Below are 19,606 nucleotides of genomic sequence, written 5' to 3' on the forward strand. Positions count from 1 at the left end.
AAATGTCAGAACAAGAAAAAAAGACCCCATTACTCCACATTGAAAACTTACGTGTAAGCTTTAAAGGTGAAGATAAACAATATATCGAAACTGTGAAAGGAATTTCCTTTGATATTCCGACCAATACGACTGTAGCTTTGGTTGGTGAATCGGGTAGTGGTAAGTCTGTCACTTCTTTAGCAACTATGGGTTTACTTCCCGTAGGTCAAAGTAAGATTGATGAGAAAAGTAAGATTATTTTTGAAGGTAAAGACTTGCTTGGCTTATCGCGTACAGAGATGCGAAAAATCTGTGGCAAAGATATTGCCATGATTTTTCAGGAACCGATGTCATCATTAAACCCGGTTTTTACGGTTGGCAATCAAATTGCAGAAGTGTTGTGTTTACATATGGGTATGAGCCGAAAACAGGCACGACAACGTGTTTTAGAGTTGCTTAAAGAGGTCGGTATACCGTCACCAGAAACGAAAATTGATGCTTATCCTAACCAGCTTTCAGGTGGTCAGCAGCAACGTGTCATGATTGCAATGGCAATTGCTTGTGAGCCCAAACTACTGATTGCCGATGAACCGACTACGGCACTTGATGTCACCATTCAAAAACAGATTATTGATTTACTTGAATCATTGCGACAGCGCCGTCAAATGTCGATGCTTTTTATTACTCACGATCTGGCTTTGGTTGGTGAAATTGCAGATCAAGTCATTGTCATGCGACATGGTGAAATTAGAGAGCAAGGTACCGCAGAACAAGTTTTGGAACAGCCTAAAGATGTATATACTCGAGCCTTACTTTACTGTCGTCCTCAAATGTCACAAAGACCTTATCGTTTGCCTGTAACCAGTGATTTTATGCGACAAGAAAACAATATATTGGTTGAGCAAAGCTTTGATGTTTCAGAAATTCCTGAGCGTAAACGTGGTTTAAATGGCGATGAGCACATTATTTTAGAAGTAAAAGACCTGAAAAAAAGTTTTTATAGTCGTAAAGGATTGTTTGGCAAAGAAGAATTTCAGGCAGTAAAAGGCGTTTCTTTTAAATTGGCTAAAGGAAAAACGCTTGGTTTGGTAGGAGAATCGGGCTCCGGTAAAACGACTGTCGGGTTATTGCTCATGCGCTTACATCAAGCCTCTGGGGGGCAGGCTTTAATTGAAGGTAAAGATATTCTTTCTTTAACTGAAAAAGAGTTTGCCAAATATCAAAGGAAGATCCAAATCATCTTTCAAAATCCATATGCTTCACTAAATCCACGTTTTACGATTGGGCAGATCTTATTGGAACCTATGCAAATTCATGGAATTGGTAAAGATGATGCGGAACGTAAGCAAATTGCGCTTGGTTTACTTGAGAGAGTGAATCTGCCTGAACAAGCTTATTATCGATATCCGTATGAGTTCTCGGGCGGTCAACGCCAACGTATTGCGATTGCGCGCTGCTTAACGCTAAAGCCTGAAATTCTAATTTGTGATGAATCTGTTTCGGCGTTAGATGTTTCAGTTCAGGCACAAGTACTTAATTTATTACAAGACTTACAAGATGAGTTTGGGCTTAGTTATATTTTTATTTCCCATGACTTGTCGGTTGTGAAATATATCTCCGATCAGGTTATGGTCATGAATCATGGTGAAGTTGTTGAAATCGCCAACTCGGATGAGCTCTATGCACATCCACAACATGACTACACCAAACGACTATTGCAGGCTATTCCACAAGGGATTCAGCACGTTTCATAAGCGTAAAGTTATGTCGTTAAAGGCACTTTCAAGTGCCTTTTTATTTGGTTTATAGAATAAATACTTATAAAATAAGAGATGTAAAAGTACAGTATTTTATTCCTGCTATGTGTGCCAACTTTAAGCCTTTAACTCTTGCCCAATTGCAGCAACTTCAGTTGCCTGTGGTCGGCTTTAGCTATGCCGATGAGGTCTATCCAGGTGGGACAATGCCATTATTATTCAAATCACCGCAAGGTTTTGAATGGCGTGAAGTCATGTTCGGTTTGGTTCCTAAATGGGCAGAAGATACGAATATAGCAAAACATACTTATAACGCCCGTCATGAAACGATTTTCCAAAAACCGAGTTTTCAAGAAGCTGCTCTTAAATGTAAGTTCGGTGTGATACCCGTCACGGAGTTTTATGAGAGTAAATATATAAATGATAAACCTGAGCGGTGGGGCGTACGCCGTAAAGATGGGCAGGCTTTTTTTATCGCAGCAATCTATGAAATTTGCAAAATGAATGAAACGATTGTCCGTTCTGCGAGTATGTTAACTATGGATGCGATTGATCATCCCATGATGAAAGACTTCCATGAACCGGGTGATGTTAAAAGATCAGTCATTGTGATTCCACATGACCGCTTAGATGAATGGTTAAGTTTAGAAACACCAGATATTTCAAGCTTTATTGAAGGTTTTCCTGTTGAGGAATTTGAATGTTTACATGTTCCTAAAGAGAAGATTATAAAACCTACACCTCAATTAAGTATGTTTGAATAACTGCATTGGAGTTAGGTTATTGGCTTAATTTTTAAGTCAATAACCTTTGATATTTAATCAATATTCTTACTTAAAGTTTGTACCTGCTCATCTTGCGCCAGATAAGCCAATTCAATTGGTGAGATTACAAAAGTTGAGTTATCTGAGGTTTGTTTAAAAACAAATCCATATTCAAAAGATTGCGTATTTTTACTTGGTAACCAAAATAAATAAGGACAGCCTGTATAGCTACCATCCCAACCCATTTCTTTAGCTAAGGCCAAAGCTGTATCGGATTTAGCAATAATTTCTTTAAGCGATTCTTTATCTCTTTGGGAGACATCACCATCATCATCTGCAAATGTTTGTAAAAACTCATTTAATGGAGTTAAGTCTTCCCAGTTATTTTCAATTGTTGAGAAGTGATATCCATATAGCATCATATTTAGTCTTCCATTTTGTTATTGTGCTATTGAACATAGCAAGAAATGCGTGAAAAAGAAATGGTTGAATTTACTTTAAGTTGTTTATTTTTCATAAGTTATAGCATATTTTCTATACAAAAATTAACTGAGCTTTCTCTTGAGTAATAAGCGTCTAATCAAGTTAAAATATAAAGATTCAGCTGTTGAAGGAATAATAGTGTTTTTAATAAAAAGTTAAGTCTTTTTGTAAGGATACTAGACTGTTGGTGAATATTGAATTTGTCATAATTCACTTATAATGAAAAGGAAAGTAAATAGAGCTTATTTATGTTTATAACAACAACTCGCCCCAATGATGCTTTAATTGAACAGTTACTACCAATCTTGGAAGAAGCTAGCCAAATCTTATTACAAGAATATCAAAATTATTCGGCTGGATATGAATTTACGATTGAAGAAAAACATGATGATTCACCTGTAACGCAAGCAGATTTAAAGGTAAATCGTTTTTTATTAAAGCATCTTGCAGAAATTACACCTGAGTTACCGGTTTTATCGGAAGAAAGTGACTATAGCGCTCGCCATGCTTGGTCTTCTTGCTGGATGCTAGATCCACTTGATGGTACGAAAGAGTTTATACATGAGCGAGATGAGTTCACGATAAACTTGAGTTTGATTGAAGGGCGTGAAACGATTTTTTCGGTGATTGTTGTGCCATGTGAGCAAGTTGTTTATTTAGGTTATTTAAAAGATTTACCTTTTAAATATAGCTTTAGCCAACAACAATGGTATCAATATCAAAAAACACCTTATTCAAAACAAGCTCCTGTACAAATTGGTTTAAGTCATAGTAGTAAAAATCCGAAATATCAGAAATTCATTGAACCTATTGAAAAGATTCGTACCGTAATTCGACGTGAAGCAGGCAGCGCTTATAAGTTTTGTATGATGTTGGAAGGAGAGATCGATATTTATCCTAGATTTCATCCGACATCAGAATGGGATACCAGCTCAGGTCAAGGATTATTAGAAAGTATAGGTGGAGGTTTACTCACTCTAACAGGTAAGCCCTTTGAATATAACCAGCGTGATACCGTATTAAATGGGGGCTTTATCGCATTTCGTGATCAGGAAAGCAAAAAAATAGCATTTGAAGCTTTAGCTCAATCAGGTGTTTTGGATTGAGAGTTATTGTAGACATGCTATAGTGGCAAAATATTGAGAAAAGATGACAAGATAAAAATGGCACTCGATTTATTGCCTAAAAGCATGTTTGAAGCAATTGATTTATTGCCTGATGCTTCGACCCCTGTAACCCTTTTTACACGTCACTCCTTAAGAGAGCTGGTAGATGGGCAAGGCTTGGCAGGATACGACCTCCAGCTTACACCGCAAGGACGTGAGCTTGCTCAGGAATGGGGTAGCTATTTAATTAAAAACACGGATCGTGTAATTCAACATTGCATTTCTAGCCCAATTCAACGTTGTGTAGACACTGCTGCACTTATGATTGAAGGAGCAGATGGGGTGAGTCCTGAGCCGAATACACATACAATTGAAATAGTTGAACAAGGTTTGTTGGTAGAACCTGGTAGCTTTGTACTGGATATTCAGCAGGCGGCGCCTTATTTCCGTAAACAAGGGGCACTTGGTTTTATTAATAGCTTTGTGAACAATGCCTTACCGGGTATGAAACATCCAATTACTGGCGTATTAGATGTGTTAGAGCTGATTTATCAAACTCATCCTAAAACAAAAAGTGGCCTAAGTTTGGCTGTAAGTCATGACACAATTATTGCAGCGATTGTTGCGGTAATTTCAGGCAATAACCAAATACAAAAAGCAGATTGGCCTGCCATGATGGAAGGGCTGTTTGTATGGTTTGAAGGTGATGAATTTCCAAATTGTAAATTAAAGTGGATTTGGAGAGGAAAAACTTACGAGTTAGATGTTTCTGAGTTCCATAAAGTACAGTAAACACAAAAACATAGACAATAAAAAAAGCCCTGTTGGGCTTTTTTTACATGCTTCAATTAGTTAGCTAAAGCTTTAACTTGAGCATTTAAACGGCTCTTATGACGAGCAGCTTTATTTTTGTGGATGATGCCTTTATCAGCCATGCGGTCGATTACAGGAACAGCTTTTTTGTAAGCTTCTGTAGCAACAGCATAATCACCACCAGCGATTGCACTTAAAGTACGTTTGATGTAAGTACGAACCATAGAACGCAAGCTTGCGTTGTGTTTACGCGCTTTAACGTTTTGGCGCGCACGTTTTTTAGCTTGAGCAGAGTTTGCCACTCTTGCACTCCTTGAAAATAAGTTGGTCTGGGCGGGCTGTGGTCAATCCAGTAAACTGGTGTAACCATCACCAGCCCGTAAACAAGTGCCATATTGTGATGAATCAATACCGTGAAGTCAAGCCTTGAGAGCATTTTAAGCGGTTTTAGGGGCTGCTAAAACCGTAAGAAAAGGTTAAATTTGATACAAACTTAAAGAGGGTTGGATAAAAAATGACTATAAGTACGAAAAAAGCAATTGTAGTAGGTGCTACAGGACTCGTTGGTTTAGCACTTGTTGAACAACTTGAGCAAACACCAGAATTTGAGGCCATTACCGTTGTAGTAAGAAAAGAATCACAACTACTTAATACATATAAGAAAGTTACTCAGCTCGTTATAGACGATTTTTTATTGCTCAATGATGAAGATGTGAATGGTCATACTCATGCATTTAGTTGCTTAGGTACAACTTTAAAAATAGCGGGCTCAAAACAAGGCTTTTATGCAGTTGATTATGAGATAAATGCTCACTTTGCAGACTTAATCCAAGATAAACATATTCATTTTTTAATTGTTAGTGCACTTGGGGCAAATGCTAATTCGCCAATTTTCTACAATAAAGTAAAAGGAGAATTAGAAAATTATATTCAAAGTTTAGGAATCGAAAAATTATCTATTTTTAGACCTTCTCTACTGATTGGTAAGCGTAGCGATGTGCGTTTTATTGAAGATTTAGGACAAAGTCTATTTAAACTTATTGAAAATAAATGGACTAAGCCTTTCAAATATAAACCAGTTACAGCAGAGCAATTGGCTCATACCATGGTCGTAGCGGCACTAACGCAAATTGAAGCTTTTAAACGATATGATAATCTCAGCATACAACAAACTCGATAAGGGAGAATAAAAGTGTCGACAGTACCATTTGTGACATGTGATTTATTAGATGACAATCCGGAAAAAGATTTGCAAGTGGTCACGCCATCAATGGACGGTAAGTTCTTTAAAAGCTATGGCGCACGTCAAACTTTTGGCGGACAAGTTGTGACTGTAAAGTGTTTTGAAGATAACTCGCGTGTAAAAGAGTTATTGGCTACAGATGGTACAGGGAAGGTATTGGTTGTGGATGGTGGTGCTTCAATGCGCTGTGCACTTATGGGAGATATGATTGCGGAATCGGCAGTTAAAAATAACTGGAATGGTGTGGTTATTTATGGCTGTGTACGTGATGTTGATGCACTTGCAACCTTAGATTTAGGTGTACATGCATTGGCTGCAATTCCGCAAAAAAGTAACCGTAAGGGCATTGGTGAAGTAGATATTCCTTTGTATTTTGGTGGAGTCACAATTCAATCTGGTGATTTTATCTATGCAGATAATAATGGAATTGTGATTGCTAAAGAAAAACTAGTCTAGCTCCACAATTAAAGGAATGCATAATGGTGAATCATCAAATTAAAGTACTGCAAGCATTAGCGTCTGCAATTGCTGAAGGTGGTAGAGGGGTTACAGGTACAGCATTTCCTAAACAGCCTGTTAGAGCTCTTAAGCTTTATGAATTTGAGGGTTCACCATTTTGTCGCCGCGTTCGTGAAGTGATTACACTTTTAAATTTGGATGTCGAAATTTATCCATGCCCGAAAGGTGGATTAAAATATCGCTCCATCGTTAAAGAAATTGGCGGTAAATTACAGTTTCCTTTTCTTATTGATGAAAATACTGGCGATCAACTATATGAATCACAAGATATTATTCATCACTTATTTAAGTACTATGGCAAGACAGGCCAAACTCCTGATAAGTTTTCAAATTATCCAAAAATGCCATATCTGGCGTTTGCCGGAACATTATTAAATGGTGCTCGTGGTGTCTGGATTAATAAAAAAATAGTAAATAGAGCTGCGCCTGAGCATAAACTTGAACTATGGAGCTTTGAAGCAAGTCCGTATTCAAGAGTAGTAAGAAGTGTATTAAGTGAGCTTGAGCTACCTTACATTTTACATAGTGTTGCCAAAGAAAGATGGCAAGATATGGGGCCTGCGATTCTTCGGTTAAAACCGGGCAAATATGAACCTTTAAAAGAGGGAAAGCGAGAAAAATTGTTGCCGGTCATGCAAGGTAAAATGCAAGTGCCTTATTTAGTGGACCCAAATACAGGTGTTAAAATGTTTGAATCTGCGGAAATTGTAAAGTACCTAAAAAAACAATATGGCAGTTAAAATATAAATGAGAAAAACACGCTAGAGCGCTAGAGATTGAGATAACTCAGTCTCTTTTAAGAAGCGACAACAATAAGAAATCATACGATAAAAACATGAATATGCTAAATTACTACCTTAAATTACCAAAATAAGGCCTGTTTTATGGAATGTATGAGAATTCAGCCTGTAACGAGTCATCCTGGAGAAAATGCTTTATTTATTGTATTAGGATTAGCTCAAGGTGATTCTGTTGTAGAAAAAGTAAAAGATTTTGCTGGTAAATTCTCTGCGTTAACCAGAAGTTTGTCTAACCGTTATCCTGAAACTAAATTTAATGCCATATTAGGTTTTAGCTCAAACGCGTGGGATATTTTATTTCCACAGCAAGCAAAGCCTCAAGAATTAGAAACATTTCAAGAAATCAAAGGCCCAAAATACACAGCCGTTTCAACACCCGGGGATTTATTCTTTCATATTCGTGCTGATCGACAAGCTTTATGTTATGAGTTAGGAAGTATTATCAATGAACAGTTAGGTAAAATAACTTACCCAATTGATGAAGTGCATGGTTTTCGTTATTTCGATGGGCGTGCGATTATTGGCTTTGTAGATGGAACAGAAAATCCTGAACCTGTAATTGCTGCACAATGGGCATTAGTGGGTAACGAAGATCCTGACTTTATTGGGGGAAGTTATGCATTTATCCAAAAATATACCCATGATATGGAAAAATGGCGTGCCTTAAGCGATGAGGAACAAGAAAGAGTTATCGGGCGTAAAAAGTTCAACGATATTGAGCTTGATGATGACGAGAAGCCCTTAACAGCACATAATGTAGTAAGTAAAGCGCATGATGCAGAAGGCAATGAACTAAAAATTATGCGTGCAAATATGCCTTTTTCGAATCCATCCAAAAATGAATATGGTACTTTTTTTATTGGTTACTCACGTAAATTTAGTACGACACGTCAAATGCTTGAAAATATGTTCTTAGGAAATGAGCAAGGTAATCTTGATCGATTACTTGACTTTAGTACTGCCCAAACAGGAACTCTATTTTTCGTACCGACAGTAGATTTTCTAGATAGCTTGGGTGACGAGTAGGCATTAAAAATAAACTTAGATGGTAGAGGTGAGTAGATTGCCTCTACTATATAAATTGAAATTAATATGATGTGATGAGATGTTTAAAAAATTAACCCAACTTTTTCAAGGTTCGAAAGAGACACCAGAACAAATTTATTTACAAGAGAATCAGCTCAGTTTTGATTCAGAGCGTGGTCCGGTTATTAAAGATGTCGTGATTAATGAAAAGTGGTCAGAGCACCTTGAGTATTTTTCAAATCGTAAATTACAGAATTTTGATAACTTACCTAAGCTATTTCAAATTACACCACAAATTAATGAAAAGATTGATTTAGAGATTGCAACGCAACGATATGTGGAAAGGTTAGGTAATACACAAGAAAAGTTACTTGAGCTTAAAGCAATCATACAGGTATTAAACCAATATTATGTGATGTTTTTACGAGGCAAATAACTTCAAATGATTGTTTAAGAACTATAAAAAAGTATCACAAAGTAGTAGCTTGATTGCAGAAAAATAACTCAATTCACTAAAAACATCATGCTACTATTAACCTCATATCTTTTTAGCTCATAAAAGCCATATACATGTTTCAACAAGAAATCTCTCAATTGAATTTGCAACAGCTCAAGGCCGGTGAAAAGCGTTGGGTGGGGTCATTATTAGGTTCATCAGCAGCTTTATTGCTTAAAGAAATTGCCACTCAGCATTCTTCTTTATTGGTATTAGTTGCTAGAAACAACCAACATGTTGCTCAATTAGAAAGTGAACTTGAGTTTTATGGAGTTAAGCCGACAATTTTTCCGGATTGGGAAATTTTGCCTTATGACCGTTTATCTCCCCATCAAGATATTGTGTCAGAACGTCTTGCTATTTTATCTAATATGCCCCAGCAAGGCGTATTACTGATTTCAGCAAGTACCTTGGCTCAACGGGTTGCACCTTACTCATGGGTATTGGGAGAACACTTTGATATAAAAGTGGGTCAAAAATTTGATTTAGAACAACAAAAATTAAGGTTAGTTCAGGCGGGCTACCACTTAGTAGATACAGTTTATGACCATGGTGAGTTTGCTGTACGCGGTAGTATTATGGATATTTTTGCATCTGGGCAAGAATCTCCGATCCGCATAGATTTATTTGACGATGAAATTGATTCTTTAAAATTCTTTGACCCTGAAACTCAAAGAACAACAACCACACTAAAAAGTTTTACGGTTTTACCCGCGAAAGAATTCCCTTTAAAAGAAGGACGTTCGGTATTTAGAGATCGTTATTCTGAGTTTTTTCCTACTGCCAATCCTAAGAAAAATCCAATTTATCAGGACGTTTTAGATGGTATAGCATCGCCTGGTATTGAATTTTATTTACCGCTATTTTTTAATAAAGAACAAATGCAGTCACAAAGTATGTTTACAACATACTTACCAAAGAATTGCATTGTAATTACAACTAATGATATTGATACTGATTTAACGAGTTTCTGGAAAGAAGTTATGCGTCGTTATGAAGACCGACGCCATAATATGGATCAACCTATTCTTGCTCCAGAAGAGCTATTTATTTCTCCAAATCATCTGCTAAGTGCTTTAAACCAGTTTCCACGAATGCTTGTAAGCGCAGAAACTATTGAAGAAAAAGCTGGTGCACTTAATCTTAAAACTGAACAACCACCCAAGTTGCCAGTCGATCCGAAAAAAGAAAAACCATTTAGTGCCGTAAAAAAATATATTGATGAAGCAAATCATCCTGTTCTATTGGTTGCGGAAAGTGCAGGACGTCGCGAAAGCTTAAAAGATGCGTTGCGTTCAAGTTTAGGTGAGATTCCGAATGTAGAGAATTTTGAACAATTCCAAATTAGTCAGTTCGCAATTGCTATTACTAATGCACCTTTAGATCGTGGTTTACTTTTAACTGATCAATTAACGGTTATTTCAGAAAATCAGCTTTACGAGCACCGAGTTGTACAGCGTCGTCGCAAGCGTCAACAGGAAGTTTCAGAAGAGTTTCTGATTCGAAGCTTAACTGAGCTAAGCATTGGTGCTCCTGTTGTACATATCGATCATGGTGTGGGGCGTTATGCTGGTTTAATTACACTCGCGATTGAAGGACAAGACTATGAGTTCTTACAACTAGATTATGCCGAAGATGCAAAAGTCTATGTTCCAGTAACGAACTTGCATCTAATTAGCCGTTATAGTGGTGGCGACCCGGATTTAGCACCGTTACATAAAATCGGAACTGATGCTTGGAGTAAAGCTAAGCGTAAAGCATTAGAACAAATTCATGACGTTGCAGCCGAGCTTTTACATATTCAGGCACGTCGTCAGTCAAAACCTGGCTTTGCTTTTGAACTGGATCAGTCGCTCTATATGCAATTTGCAAGCGGTTTTGCGTATGAAGAAACCCTTGATCAGGCTAATGCAATTGAAGCCACACTCTATGATATGCAGCAAGCAAAACCAATGGATAGGTTGGTGTGTGGTGATGTGGGTTTTGGTAAAACCGAGGTGGCCATGCGTGCAGCATTTGTCGCAGTACAAAATGGCAAACAGGTTGCTGTTTTAGTTCCTACGACTTTACTAGCTCAACAACATTATGAGTCTTTTAAAGACCGTTTTGCTGATTGGCCAGTACGTATTGAAGTGCTTTCACGTTTTGGTTCAAACAAAACACATTTGAAAAATATTGAAGACTTGGCAAATGGTAAAGTCGACATTGTGGTAGGTACACATAAGCTTCTACAAGAGAATGTTCAGTTTAAAGATTTAGGCTTAATGGTTGTAGACGAGGAGCATCGCTTTGGTGTGCGTGATAAGGAGCGTATCAAAGCTTTACGTGCCGATGTTGATATGTTGACACTTACAGCAACGCCAATTCCTCGTACGCTTAATATGGCTTTCTCGGGTATGCGTGATTTGTCGATTATTGCGACTCCGCCAGCCCGTCGATTAGCAGTAAAAACCTTTGTGCAAGAGCATACAGATGCTTCAATCAAAGAAGCGATTTTGCGTGAGTTACTTCGTGGTGGACAAGTTTATTTCTTACATAATGAAGTAGAGACCATTGAGCGAGCTGCCGAAAATATTCGTGTGCTTGTACCCGAAGCACGTGTAGCGGTAGCACATGGACAAATGCGCGAACGCGAACTTGAGCAAGTTATGCAGCAGTTCTATCACAAAGAATATAATGTGCTGGTGTGCTCAACCATTATTGAGACAGGTATCGATGTTCCAAATGCCAATACAATTTTAATTGAACGTGCGGATAAACTTGGTTTAGCGCAATTACACCAGTTACGTGGCCGTGTAGGTCGTTCGCATCACCAAGCATACGCCTATTTGTTAGTACCTTCGATTAAACACTTAAAAGGTGATGCCGAAAAACGCCTTGATGCGATTCAACGTGCTTCGACATTAGGTGCAGGCTTTATGCTCGCTACGGAAGATTTGGAAATTCGTGGGGCAGGCGAATTGTTAGGCGAGCAACAAAGTGGCTCAATGCAGGCGATAGGATATAGCTTGTATATGGAAATGCTTGAGAAAGCGACTAAAGCAATTCAACAAGGTAAAACCCCGAATTTTGATGCTCCATTGTCGTTAACTGCCGAAATTAACTTACATATTCCTGCACTTATTCCAGATGATTACCTAGGTGATGTTCATCAGCGTCTATTATTCTATAAACGTATTAGTAATACCGATACACAGGAAAAACTAGATAACATCCGTATGGAGCTTATTGACCGTTTCGGTATTCCACCGCAGTCGGTTAAGCACTTATTTAGCGTGCATCAAATCCGTTTGAAAGCAGAACATTTAGGTATTACGAAAATTGATATTAATACTCAAGGTGGAAATATTGAGTTTTCACCAGATACGCCAGTTCAGGCCATTAGTATTATTCAGTTAATGCAAAAAAATCCGACCTATTACCGTATGGAAGGTGGGCAACGTTTGAAGGTGATGGTACAGCTTGAAGAGTATGAAAAACGAATTCAATTTATCAATGATTTATTGCAAAAATTGATGAGTGAACTACATGTCTGAGACCTGTTTTTCTAACCAGCGCTAGCTAATTAGGACATTTGTTTTGATGTAATCGGATTTTATGTACTATTTATACCTTGAGATATGAATAAGTGCATAAAATCATTGTTATTTGTAAGCAAACGGGCTACTAATAATATTCACATCAAAACTGATGTGATAGTATTAGCCATTATTGTTTATTGTCATTTATAAAAGATATGTTTAGTTTGCATCCACAACTTGCTCAAGATACTTTTTTTGTAGGCGATTTCCCGCTTTCAACATGTCGTTTAATGAATGATATGCAATTTCCTTGGTTGATTTTAGTACCACGCGTACCAGGAATCACGGAACTATACGAATTGAGTCAAGCTGACCAAGAACAGTTTTTACGTGAATCAAGCTGGTTATCTAGCCAGTTATCTCGCGTTTTCCGTGCTGATAAAATGAATGTAGCAGCTTTAGGTAATATGGTGCCTCAATTGCATTTTCATCATGTTGTCCGCTATCAAAATGATGTAGCTTGGCCGAAACCTGTATGGGGTACACCAGCGGTGCCATATACAAGTGATGTTTTAGCTCATATGCGTCAGACTCTTATGCTTGCTCTACGTGGCCAAGGTGATATGCCTTTTGATTGGCGCATGGATTAAATCAATGTAATGCCACATATCAATGTGGCAACATTGAAATGTGGAGGATAGGGTGCAATTAGAGAGGTTTATAGATCGGGAACCTAAGCAGTTTGCATATTTTCATCGTTTGATGGGATATTCAATTCTGTCATTAATTTTAGTGATCTATGCCTTTACCTCACCGAATACTAATTACCAAATCTATATTCCTCCTTTTTTTCTTTTTTTACTTTTTGTCAGTTCTAAACTAGAACACTGGTTGCAGTACCAGTTTGATAAGAAAACTCAAAAAAGTGTTTTTTTTGCAATAGATGCGATTGTAGTGGCTGTTACTCTGGCAGGAGTGCACCTTAATCTCGTTCCAACATTTATTGCACTTTTTGCATTATTTTACTCAGCAATTAATAGTCGTATTTCCTTTGCAGTTATTTGTTTAACAAGCCTGCTTGGGGCGATTATTTTTTATTTAAGTACATTTTTCCTATTTGGTTTTCATCCATATTTCGAAGCCACAAGCCAAGAATTAACAGTAATTACCTTACTTGGTTTGGTAATGTTTATCACTATCGGAAATTATTACCAACACCGCTGGGTTAAAAAAATTAGTCAGCAACGTCAGCATTATTATGACCAGATGACACGTTATATTGCTTTTGCTAATCAGTTAAGTCGCTATGCTCCATTACAATTATGGCAGTCGATTATGCGAGGGGAAGCCGAAGCAAAAATCGAATATAAACGTAAAAAAATGACCGTATTCTTTTCTGATATTCAGGGATTTACTGAACTATCAGAAACTTTAATTCCTGATGACTTAGCTTTCTTGCTGAACGATTATTTAAGTCATATGACTGAAATTGCAAAGCAATATGAAGCGACGGTCGATAAATTTATGGGAGATGCGATTCTCATATTTTTTGGAGATCCGAATTCACAAGGGGTTGAGCAAGATGCCAAATCCTGTGTAGAAATGGCAATTGCTATGCGTCAGCAAATGAAGTTGTTGCGCGAACGATGGAAGAAAATGGGATATTCAGCCTTACATATCCGTATGGGTATTAGTACAGGTTATTGCCACGTAGGGAATTATGGTGCAACCCATCGTATGGCTTATACGATTGTAGGTCGCGATGTAAATTTAGCGGCACGTTTACAGTATGCTGCTGAAATTGATGAAATACTCATTTCTGATGATACTTATCAATTGATCAAAAGTGATTTTCTATGTGCGCCTAAGACCCCAATTTATTTAAAGGGTATTCAAGGGGCAGTAAAAACATGGCAAGTCATGGAAAAATACACAGGAAATAAATCAGACCATCAACAATGGTTTGATTATGAATATAAAGGTTTCCATTTAGTTTTAAATTTAGAAGAAGTACAAAACTACGAATACCCTGAGTTGGTTGAGGTGCTTGAAAAAATGATTCAGCGCATTAAAGTTCAACAAACTTTGGTTAATACTCAAGGTGTTGCTCAGCTTAGACTTGAGGATGAAGTTAAGCCTATAAATATCGATGAAGAACAAGATCAGGTATAAATTATATAAATAAAAAAAGCTGCCTAAGCAGCTTTTTTATTATTTATTAATGATTTTCCGAAGCGTGGTTAATTGTGTATTTCGGAATCTCAATTTCAAGATCTTCATCTACAACTTTAACCTGACATGAAAGACGTGAGTCAGGCTCCAACCCCCAAGCACGGTCTAGAAGATCGGCTTCAACATCATTCATTTCTTCTAAGCTATCAAAGCCTTTACGAACGATCACATGACAAGTTGTGCATGCGCAAGACATATCACAAGCATGTTCAATTTTGATTCCTTTGTTGAGCAAACTTTGGCAAAGATTTGCATTTTGTTCAACCTCAAATTCTGCTCCTTCTGGGCAAAATTGAGCGTGAGGAAGTACTTTAATACGTGGCATATTGATCACCTATACCTTTTAATTTGATTTTGACCAATCATCGAGCTTCGTGCCTTTTAAGGCATGGTCAATATGTCGATTCATCCGTAGTGCTGCAAAAGCATCACTATGTACTTTAAGTTGTTGAACTGCTTGCTCAATTGCTTGAATATCACTGCCTTCAAGCTGAGCTTTTAGTGATTCCTTAGCAGAGTTGAGTGCTTCAAGCTGCTTTTCATCAAGTAAATCTGCATCTACTTTTAATGCTTGCTCAAGAGCCTCAAGCTCACGTTCTGCTTCAACTTTAGTTTCTTTTAAATGACGAAGATTTTTGTCCTCTTCGGCATGTTGGAAACCTTCAATTAATAAGCGTTCCGTATCTGCCTCAGATAAACCATAAGATGGTTTGATATCGATATGAGCTTGCACGCCAGAAGTTGCTTCACGAGCAGAAACGGTGAGTAAGCCATCTGCATCAACTTGGAAAGTGACTTCAATACGAGCTTGGCCTGCAGTCATTGGTGGAATGCCATGAAGTACAAATCTACCTAATGAACGGCAATGTTCAACTAAATCACGTTCGCCCTGAACTACATGAATTAACATAGCAGTTTGGCCATCTTGATAGGTGGTGAACTCTTGACGACGTGCAACAGGAATCGCTGTATTACGAGATATCAGACGCTCAACGAGTCCTCCCATAGTCTCTAGACCAAGAGAAAGAGGGGTTACATCTAAAAGAAGAGAGCCATCTTGGCTATTACCGATTAACTGGTTGGCTGTAATAGAAGCGCCAATTGCCACCACTTCATCCGGGTTGATCGTGCAAAGAGGTTCTTGGGCAAAAACTTCCCGTACTGCTTTTTGAACAGCATAAGAGCGAGTAGAACCACCTACCAAAACAACATTTTGAATATCGGTTAACTCAAGTTTTGCATCACGCAGTACACGCTTACAAACACTAATCGTTTTATCTAATGCTACTTGAATAATGCTTTCAAATGTAGGGCGATCTAGTGTGAGAGTTGCTTCGAGTAACTTTAATTCAACTGAATCTTGAGTTGATAATTGTTCTTTAGCTTGACGTGCTGCCACAATAAATACGGCATAATCTTCATCGCTTAATACATCAATATTAAGCTGTTTTTTAGCCCATTTTACGATTAGACGGTCTAAGTCATCACCACCTAAAGCAGTGTGACCACCAGTCGCTAAAACTTCAAATACGCCTTGTGAAAAACGTAAGATAGATACGTCAAAAGTACCGCCACCCAAGTCATAAATTACATAATTACGGTCGGTCGCTAAATTACTTTCTTGATCTAATCCATAAGCTACAGCGGCAGCTGTAGGCTCATTTAATAAACGTAATACATTTAAACCTGCAAGTTGAGCTGCATCGCGAGTTGCTTGACGCTGAGCTTCATCGAAATATGCAGGAACGGTAATTACTGCTCCATTAACAGGATTTTGTAAGCTGTCTTCAGCGCGATCTTTTAATTGTTTTAAAATTTCAGCTGAGATTTCTACTGGTGTTTTGCGTCCAGCACGGGTTTCAAAAGCAGGCATTTCATTTTCTGAGCCTACTAACTCATAAGGGTGTTGAAATTTAATATCTGCCTTTGAACGGCCCATAAATCGTTTAACAGAAACAATTGTATTTTTTGGATCTGCAATGATAAACGGTTTAGCTTCTTCACCATAATGAGTTATATTGTCCGCATAATGAACGATAGAAGGAAGTAATCTTCTATTTTGAACATCATTGAGTACTTTAGGTTTGCCTGATAACACTGTCGCAACTAATGAGTGTGTTGTTCCTAGGTCAATACCAATCGCAATGCGATGTTGGTGTGGGGCACTGGATTGACCCGGTTCAGCAATTTGCAAAAGTGCCATGAGTTAAATCCCTTGAAAATAAAGTAGAGAAAGCAAAATTAAAAATCGTCGTCTAAATCAAAACTGTCTTCATCATCTAACAGTTGATCTTCTGCTTTATCAATATCGTTTAAAACACGTTGAAAGAAACGTAACTTACGTACGGTATCGCGTGCTTCTGCCCAATCTTCTTCACTGTAATCAATTTTGAATTCACGGACCAAACCATCAATCCATTGTTGTACTTCTAATCTTAAAGTACGTAAATGTTCAGATGATGTCGCTTCATCAAGTTGTTCACGAAGTTCTAAAGCGGATTGTAGAAATTCGAAATCACTAATAGATTGATCAAGATGATGATCTTGCTTTTTAAGAGCTAAAAGATAAGCAGCGCGGCTATCAACTTGAGAAAGCGTTTTAAAAGCTTGATTGATTTCACTTGATTTGATCAATGCTTGATCTTTATCTGCGGCTTTATCTGGATGATATTGTTGTTGCAAACTTAAGAAATTTGATTTCAAGCTTGCCAAATCGATATCGAGTGCCACAGGTAAATTGAACAACTCAAAATGATTCATTAGAAATGAGGTCCACATTAATTAAATACATTAAAACAGTGCTGTTAAAAGGCACTGTTTTAATGAGAAAAAGGAAAGGAGAGGATTAAACAGTGAATGATTCACCACAACCACATTCACCCTTTTTATTAGGATTGTTAAATTCGAACCCTTCATTAAGGCCATTTTTAACATAGTCCATTTCTAAGCCGTCTAAGTAAACTAAGCTTTTAGGATCTACAAAAACCTTAACGCCGAATTGTTCGAAAATTTGATCATGTTCATCGATATCATCTACAAATTCGAGAACATAAGCCAACCCAGAACAACCAGAAGTTTTCACACCAACGCGAATGCCTTCACCCTTACCTCGATTTTTAAGGTAATTGCTAATATGAGTCGCAGCATTTTCAGTTAAATGAATCATGAAAACTCCAACGTTTATAATGGTAACAAATTAAGCTTTTGATTTTTTACTACGATAATCTTCAATCGCAGCTTTAATTGCATCTTCAGCTAATACAGAACAGTGAACTTTTACTGGCGGAAGAGCTAGCTCAGTTGCAATATCAATGTTTTTGATTGCTTGAGCTTCATCAAGTGTCTTGCCTTTTAACCATTCTGTTACAAGTGAACTTGATGCAATTGCAGAACCGCAACCATAAGTCTTGAAACGTGCTTCTTCGATTACACCGTTGTCATTTACTTGAATCTGTAAACGCATTACGTCGCCACATGCAGGTGCACCCACCATACCTGTACCAACATTCTCAGAGTTTTTGTCTAAAACACCAACATTACGTGGGTTTTCGTAATGGTCAATTACCTTTTCGCTATAAGCCATTTCGCTTCTCCAAACCTCGGGGTCAGCCTAATATTAATATGAGGGTTAAAACACTAATTTCAATAATTAGTGTTCTGCCCATTCAACTGTAGAAAGATCGATACCTTCTTTGTACATATCCCAAAGCGGAGAAAGTTCACGTAATTTCTCAACAGCGGCTTTGGTAATTGTAAGCACGTGGTCAATATCTTCTTCAGTCGTGTATTTACCAAAACTAAAGCGAATTGAGCTGTGTGCTAGCTCATCAGATAAACCTAATGCGCGAAGAACATATGAAGGCTCTAAAGTAGCAGAAGTACAAGCAGAACCACTTGATACAGCAGCGTCTTTAAGCGACATCATTAAAGATTCACCTTCAACAAAGTTGAAGCTGACATTTAAATAGTTAGCAACGTTTTGAGTTGGGTGGCCATTTAAGAACACTTGTTCAAGGTCTTGTAAACCGTTCCAAAGTTTGTCACGAAGTTTACGAATACGTTCTTGTTCTGCATGCATTGTTTTGCCTGCAAGTTCAAAAGCTTCACCCATACCAACAATTTGGTGAGTCGCTAAAGTACCAGAACGCATACCACGTTCATGTCCACCGCCATGAATTTGTGCTTTTAGACGAACACGTGGGCTACGACGTACATATAATGCGCCGATACCTTTTGGACCATAAATTTTATGAGCAGAGAAACTCATTAGGTCAATTTTCATTGTAGATAAGTCGATATCGACTTTACCAGCTGCTTGTGCTGCATCTACATGGAAAAACGTTTTATTTGCACGTGTTAATTCACCGATCGCTGCTACATCTGTAACTGTACCAATTTCATTGTTTACCATCATAAGAGAAACAAGAATAGTATCTGGGCGAAGGGCTGCCTTAACCATTTCAGGAGTAATTAAACCTGTTTGTGGTTCTGGCTCTAAATAAGTGATTTCAAAACCTTGTTCTTCCAATTCACGGCAAGGATCTAGAACAGCTTTATGTTCAATTTTACTTGTAATGATATGTTTGCCTTTAGATGCATAGAATTGAGCAACACCTTTAAGAGCAAGGTTGTCTGATTCAGTTGCACCAGAAGTCCAAACGATTTCACGTGGGTCAGCTTTAATTAAGTTTGCGACTTGCTCACGTGCATATTCAACTTTTTCTTCTGCCTGCCAGCCATAAGCGTGGGAACGAGATGCAGCATTACCAAAGGTACCGTCGAAAGTTAAACACTCCATCATACGTTCTGCAACTTGCGGATCTACTGGAGTGGTTGCTGCGTAATCAAGATAAATTGGACGTTTCAT

20 protein-coding genes are annotated in these 19,606 nt (G+C 37.8%); 12 read left to right on the forward strand and 8 right to left on the reverse strand.

Annotated features, from left to right (window positions below):
• Window positions 1-2 precede the first annotated feature (2 nt).
• Both MKL62_RS11220 and MKL62_RS11225 read left to right on the forward strand, forming a co-directional pair.
• On the forward strand, window positions 3-1,733 hold the full coding sequence (locus tag MKL62_RS11220) for an ABC transporter ATP-binding protein (RefSeq protein ID WP_005128776.1): 1,731 nt from the start codon (window positions 3-5) through the stop codon (window positions 1,731-1,733).
• Between the two features lie 107 nt (window positions 1,734-1,840).
• A complete protein-coding gene (locus MKL62_RS11225) occupies window positions 1,841-2,500 on the forward strand; it encodes an SOS response-associated peptidase family protein (RefSeq protein ID WP_000332555.1) in 660 nt (219 codons plus the stop codon).
• 53 nt (window positions 2,501-2,553) lie between these two features.
• On the opposite strand, the gene MKL62_RS11230 is transcribed toward MKL62_RS11225, so the two are convergent.
• Complete coding sequence (locus MKL62_RS11230) at window positions 2,554-2,922, reverse strand: hypothetical protein (protein ID WP_000979740.1); 369 nt, start codon at window positions 2,920-2,922, stop codon at window positions 2,554-2,556.
• A 309-nt stretch (window positions 2,923-3,231) separates the two neighbouring features.
• On the opposite strand from MKL62_RS11230, the gene MKL62_RS11235 reads away from it, so the two are divergent.
• Together MKL62_RS11235 and MKL62_RS11240 are read left to right on the forward strand one after the other, a co-directional pair.
• Entirely contained in the window at window positions 3,232-4,089 is an 858-nt protein-coding gene (locus tag MKL62_RS11235) for a 3'(2'),5'-bisphosphate nucleotidase CysQ family protein (protein ID WP_000471049.1), read from the forward strand.
• 57 nt (window positions 4,090-4,146) lie between these two features.
• The gene (locus tag MKL62_RS11240; RefSeq protein ID WP_001162376.1) at window positions 4,147-4,881 is read left to right on the forward strand and encodes a histidine phosphatase family protein; all 735 of its coding nucleotides are present in this window, start codon (window positions 4,147-4,149) and stop codon (window positions 4,879-4,881) included.
• A gap of 56 nt (window positions 4,882-4,937) precedes the next feature.
• Here the strand turns inward: MKL62_RS11240 and rpsT are convergent, their stop codons facing one another.
• Complete coding sequence (gene rpsT / locus MKL62_RS11245) at window positions 4,938-5,204, reverse strand: 30S ribosomal protein S20 (RefSeq protein ID WP_000013652.1); 267 nt, start codon at window positions 5,202-5,204, stop codon at window positions 4,938-4,940.
• Between the two features lie 212 nt (window positions 5,205-5,416).
• On the opposite strand from rpsT, the gene MKL62_RS11250 reads away from it, so the two are divergent.
• From MKL62_RS11250 to MKL62_RS11285, 8 genes are all read left to right on the forward strand, one after another.
• Complete coding sequence (locus MKL62_RS11250) at window positions 5,417-6,082, forward strand: NAD(P)H-binding protein (protein ID WP_000156077.1); 666 nt, start codon at window positions 5,417-5,419, stop codon at window positions 6,080-6,082.
• A gap of 12 nt (window positions 6,083-6,094) precedes the next feature.
• Entirely contained in the window at window positions 6,095-6,601 is a 507-nt protein-coding gene (gene rraA, locus MKL62_RS11255; RefSeq protein ID WP_000108826.1) for a ribonuclease E activity regulator RraA, read from the forward strand.
• Window positions 6,602-6,621: 20 nt separating this feature from the next.
• Window positions 6,622-7,404, forward strand: a complete 783-nt coding sequence (locus tag MKL62_RS11260) for a glutathione S-transferase N-terminal domain-containing protein (protein ID WP_086222293.1) — start codon at window positions 6,622-6,624, stop codon at window positions 7,402-7,404.
• A 153-nt stretch (window positions 7,405-7,557) separates the two neighbouring features.
• A complete protein-coding gene (locus MKL62_RS11265; RefSeq protein ID WP_001222565.1) occupies window positions 7,558-8,490 on the forward strand; it encodes a Dyp-type peroxidase in 933 nt (310 codons plus the stop codon).
• A gap of 79 nt (window positions 8,491-8,569) precedes the next feature.
• The gene (locus MKL62_RS11270) at window positions 8,570-8,926 is read left to right on the forward strand and encodes a hypothetical protein (RefSeq protein WP_000473797.1); all 357 of its coding nucleotides are present in this window, start codon (window positions 8,570-8,572) and stop codon (window positions 8,924-8,926) included.
• 134 nt (window positions 8,927-9,060) lie between these two features.
• Entirely contained in the window at window positions 9,061-12,522 is a 3,462-nt protein-coding gene (gene mfd / locus MKL62_RS11275) for a transcription-repair coupling factor (RefSeq protein ID WP_000487588.1), read from the forward strand.
• Between the two features lie 200 nt (window positions 12,523-12,722).
• Entirely contained in the window at window positions 12,723-13,157 is a 435-nt protein-coding gene (locus MKL62_RS11280) for an HIT domain-containing protein (protein ID WP_000492048.1), read from the forward strand.
• Between the two features lie 52 nt (window positions 13,158-13,209).
• Window positions 13,210-14,679 carry an adenylate/guanylate cyclase domain-containing protein gene (locus MKL62_RS11285; protein WP_001175670.1) on the forward strand — a complete coding sequence of 490 codons (1,470 nt, stop codon included), beginning with the start codon at window positions 13,210-13,212 and terminating at the stop codon, window positions 14,677-14,679.
• Between the two features lie 46 nt (window positions 14,680-14,725).
• Here MKL62_RS11285 and fdx read toward each other — a convergent pair whose 3' ends face one another.
• From fdx to MKL62_RS11315, 6 genes are all read right to left on the reverse strand, one after another.
• Window positions 14,726-15,064, reverse strand: a complete 339-nt coding sequence (fdx, locus tag MKL62_RS11290) for an ISC system 2Fe-2S type ferredoxin (protein WP_001137383.1) — start codon at window positions 15,062-15,064, stop codon at window positions 14,726-14,728.
• Window positions 15,065-15,082: 18 nt separating this feature from the next.
• Entirely contained in the window at window positions 15,083-16,942 is a 1,860-nt protein-coding gene (gene hscA, locus MKL62_RS11295; RefSeq protein ID WP_030423813.1) for a Fe-S protein assembly chaperone HscA, read from the reverse strand.
• A gap of 38 nt (window positions 16,943-16,980) precedes the next feature.
• Entirely contained in the window at window positions 16,981-17,499 is a 519-nt protein-coding gene (gene hscB / locus MKL62_RS11300; protein ID WP_001015254.1) for a Fe-S protein assembly co-chaperone HscB, read from the reverse strand.
• Window positions 17,500-17,584: 85 nt separating this feature from the next.
• Window positions 17,585-17,905: an iron-sulfur cluster assembly protein IscA gene (gene iscA / locus MKL62_RS11305; protein ID WP_000581597.1), complete on the reverse strand. Its 321-nt coding sequence runs from the start codon at window positions 17,903-17,905 to the stop codon at window positions 17,585-17,587.
• A 30-nt stretch (window positions 17,906-17,935) separates the two neighbouring features.
• On the reverse strand, window positions 17,936-18,322 hold the full coding sequence (iscU, locus tag MKL62_RS11310; protein WP_000331712.1) for a Fe-S cluster assembly scaffold IscU: 387 nt from the start codon (window positions 18,320-18,322) through the stop codon (window positions 17,936-17,938).
• Between the two features lie 66 nt (window positions 18,323-18,388).
• Window positions 18,389-19,606, reverse strand: a complete 1,218-nt coding sequence (locus tag MKL62_RS11315) for an IscS subfamily cysteine desulfurase (RefSeq protein ID WP_000828390.1) — start codon at window positions 19,604-19,606, stop codon at window positions 18,389-18,391.

It is taken from the genome of Acinetobacter sp. AOR01_HL (assembly GCF_027855455.1).
Classification (GTDB): Bacteria; Pseudomonadota; Gammaproteobacteria; order Pseudomonadales; family Moraxellaceae; genus Acinetobacter; species Acinetobacter baumannii.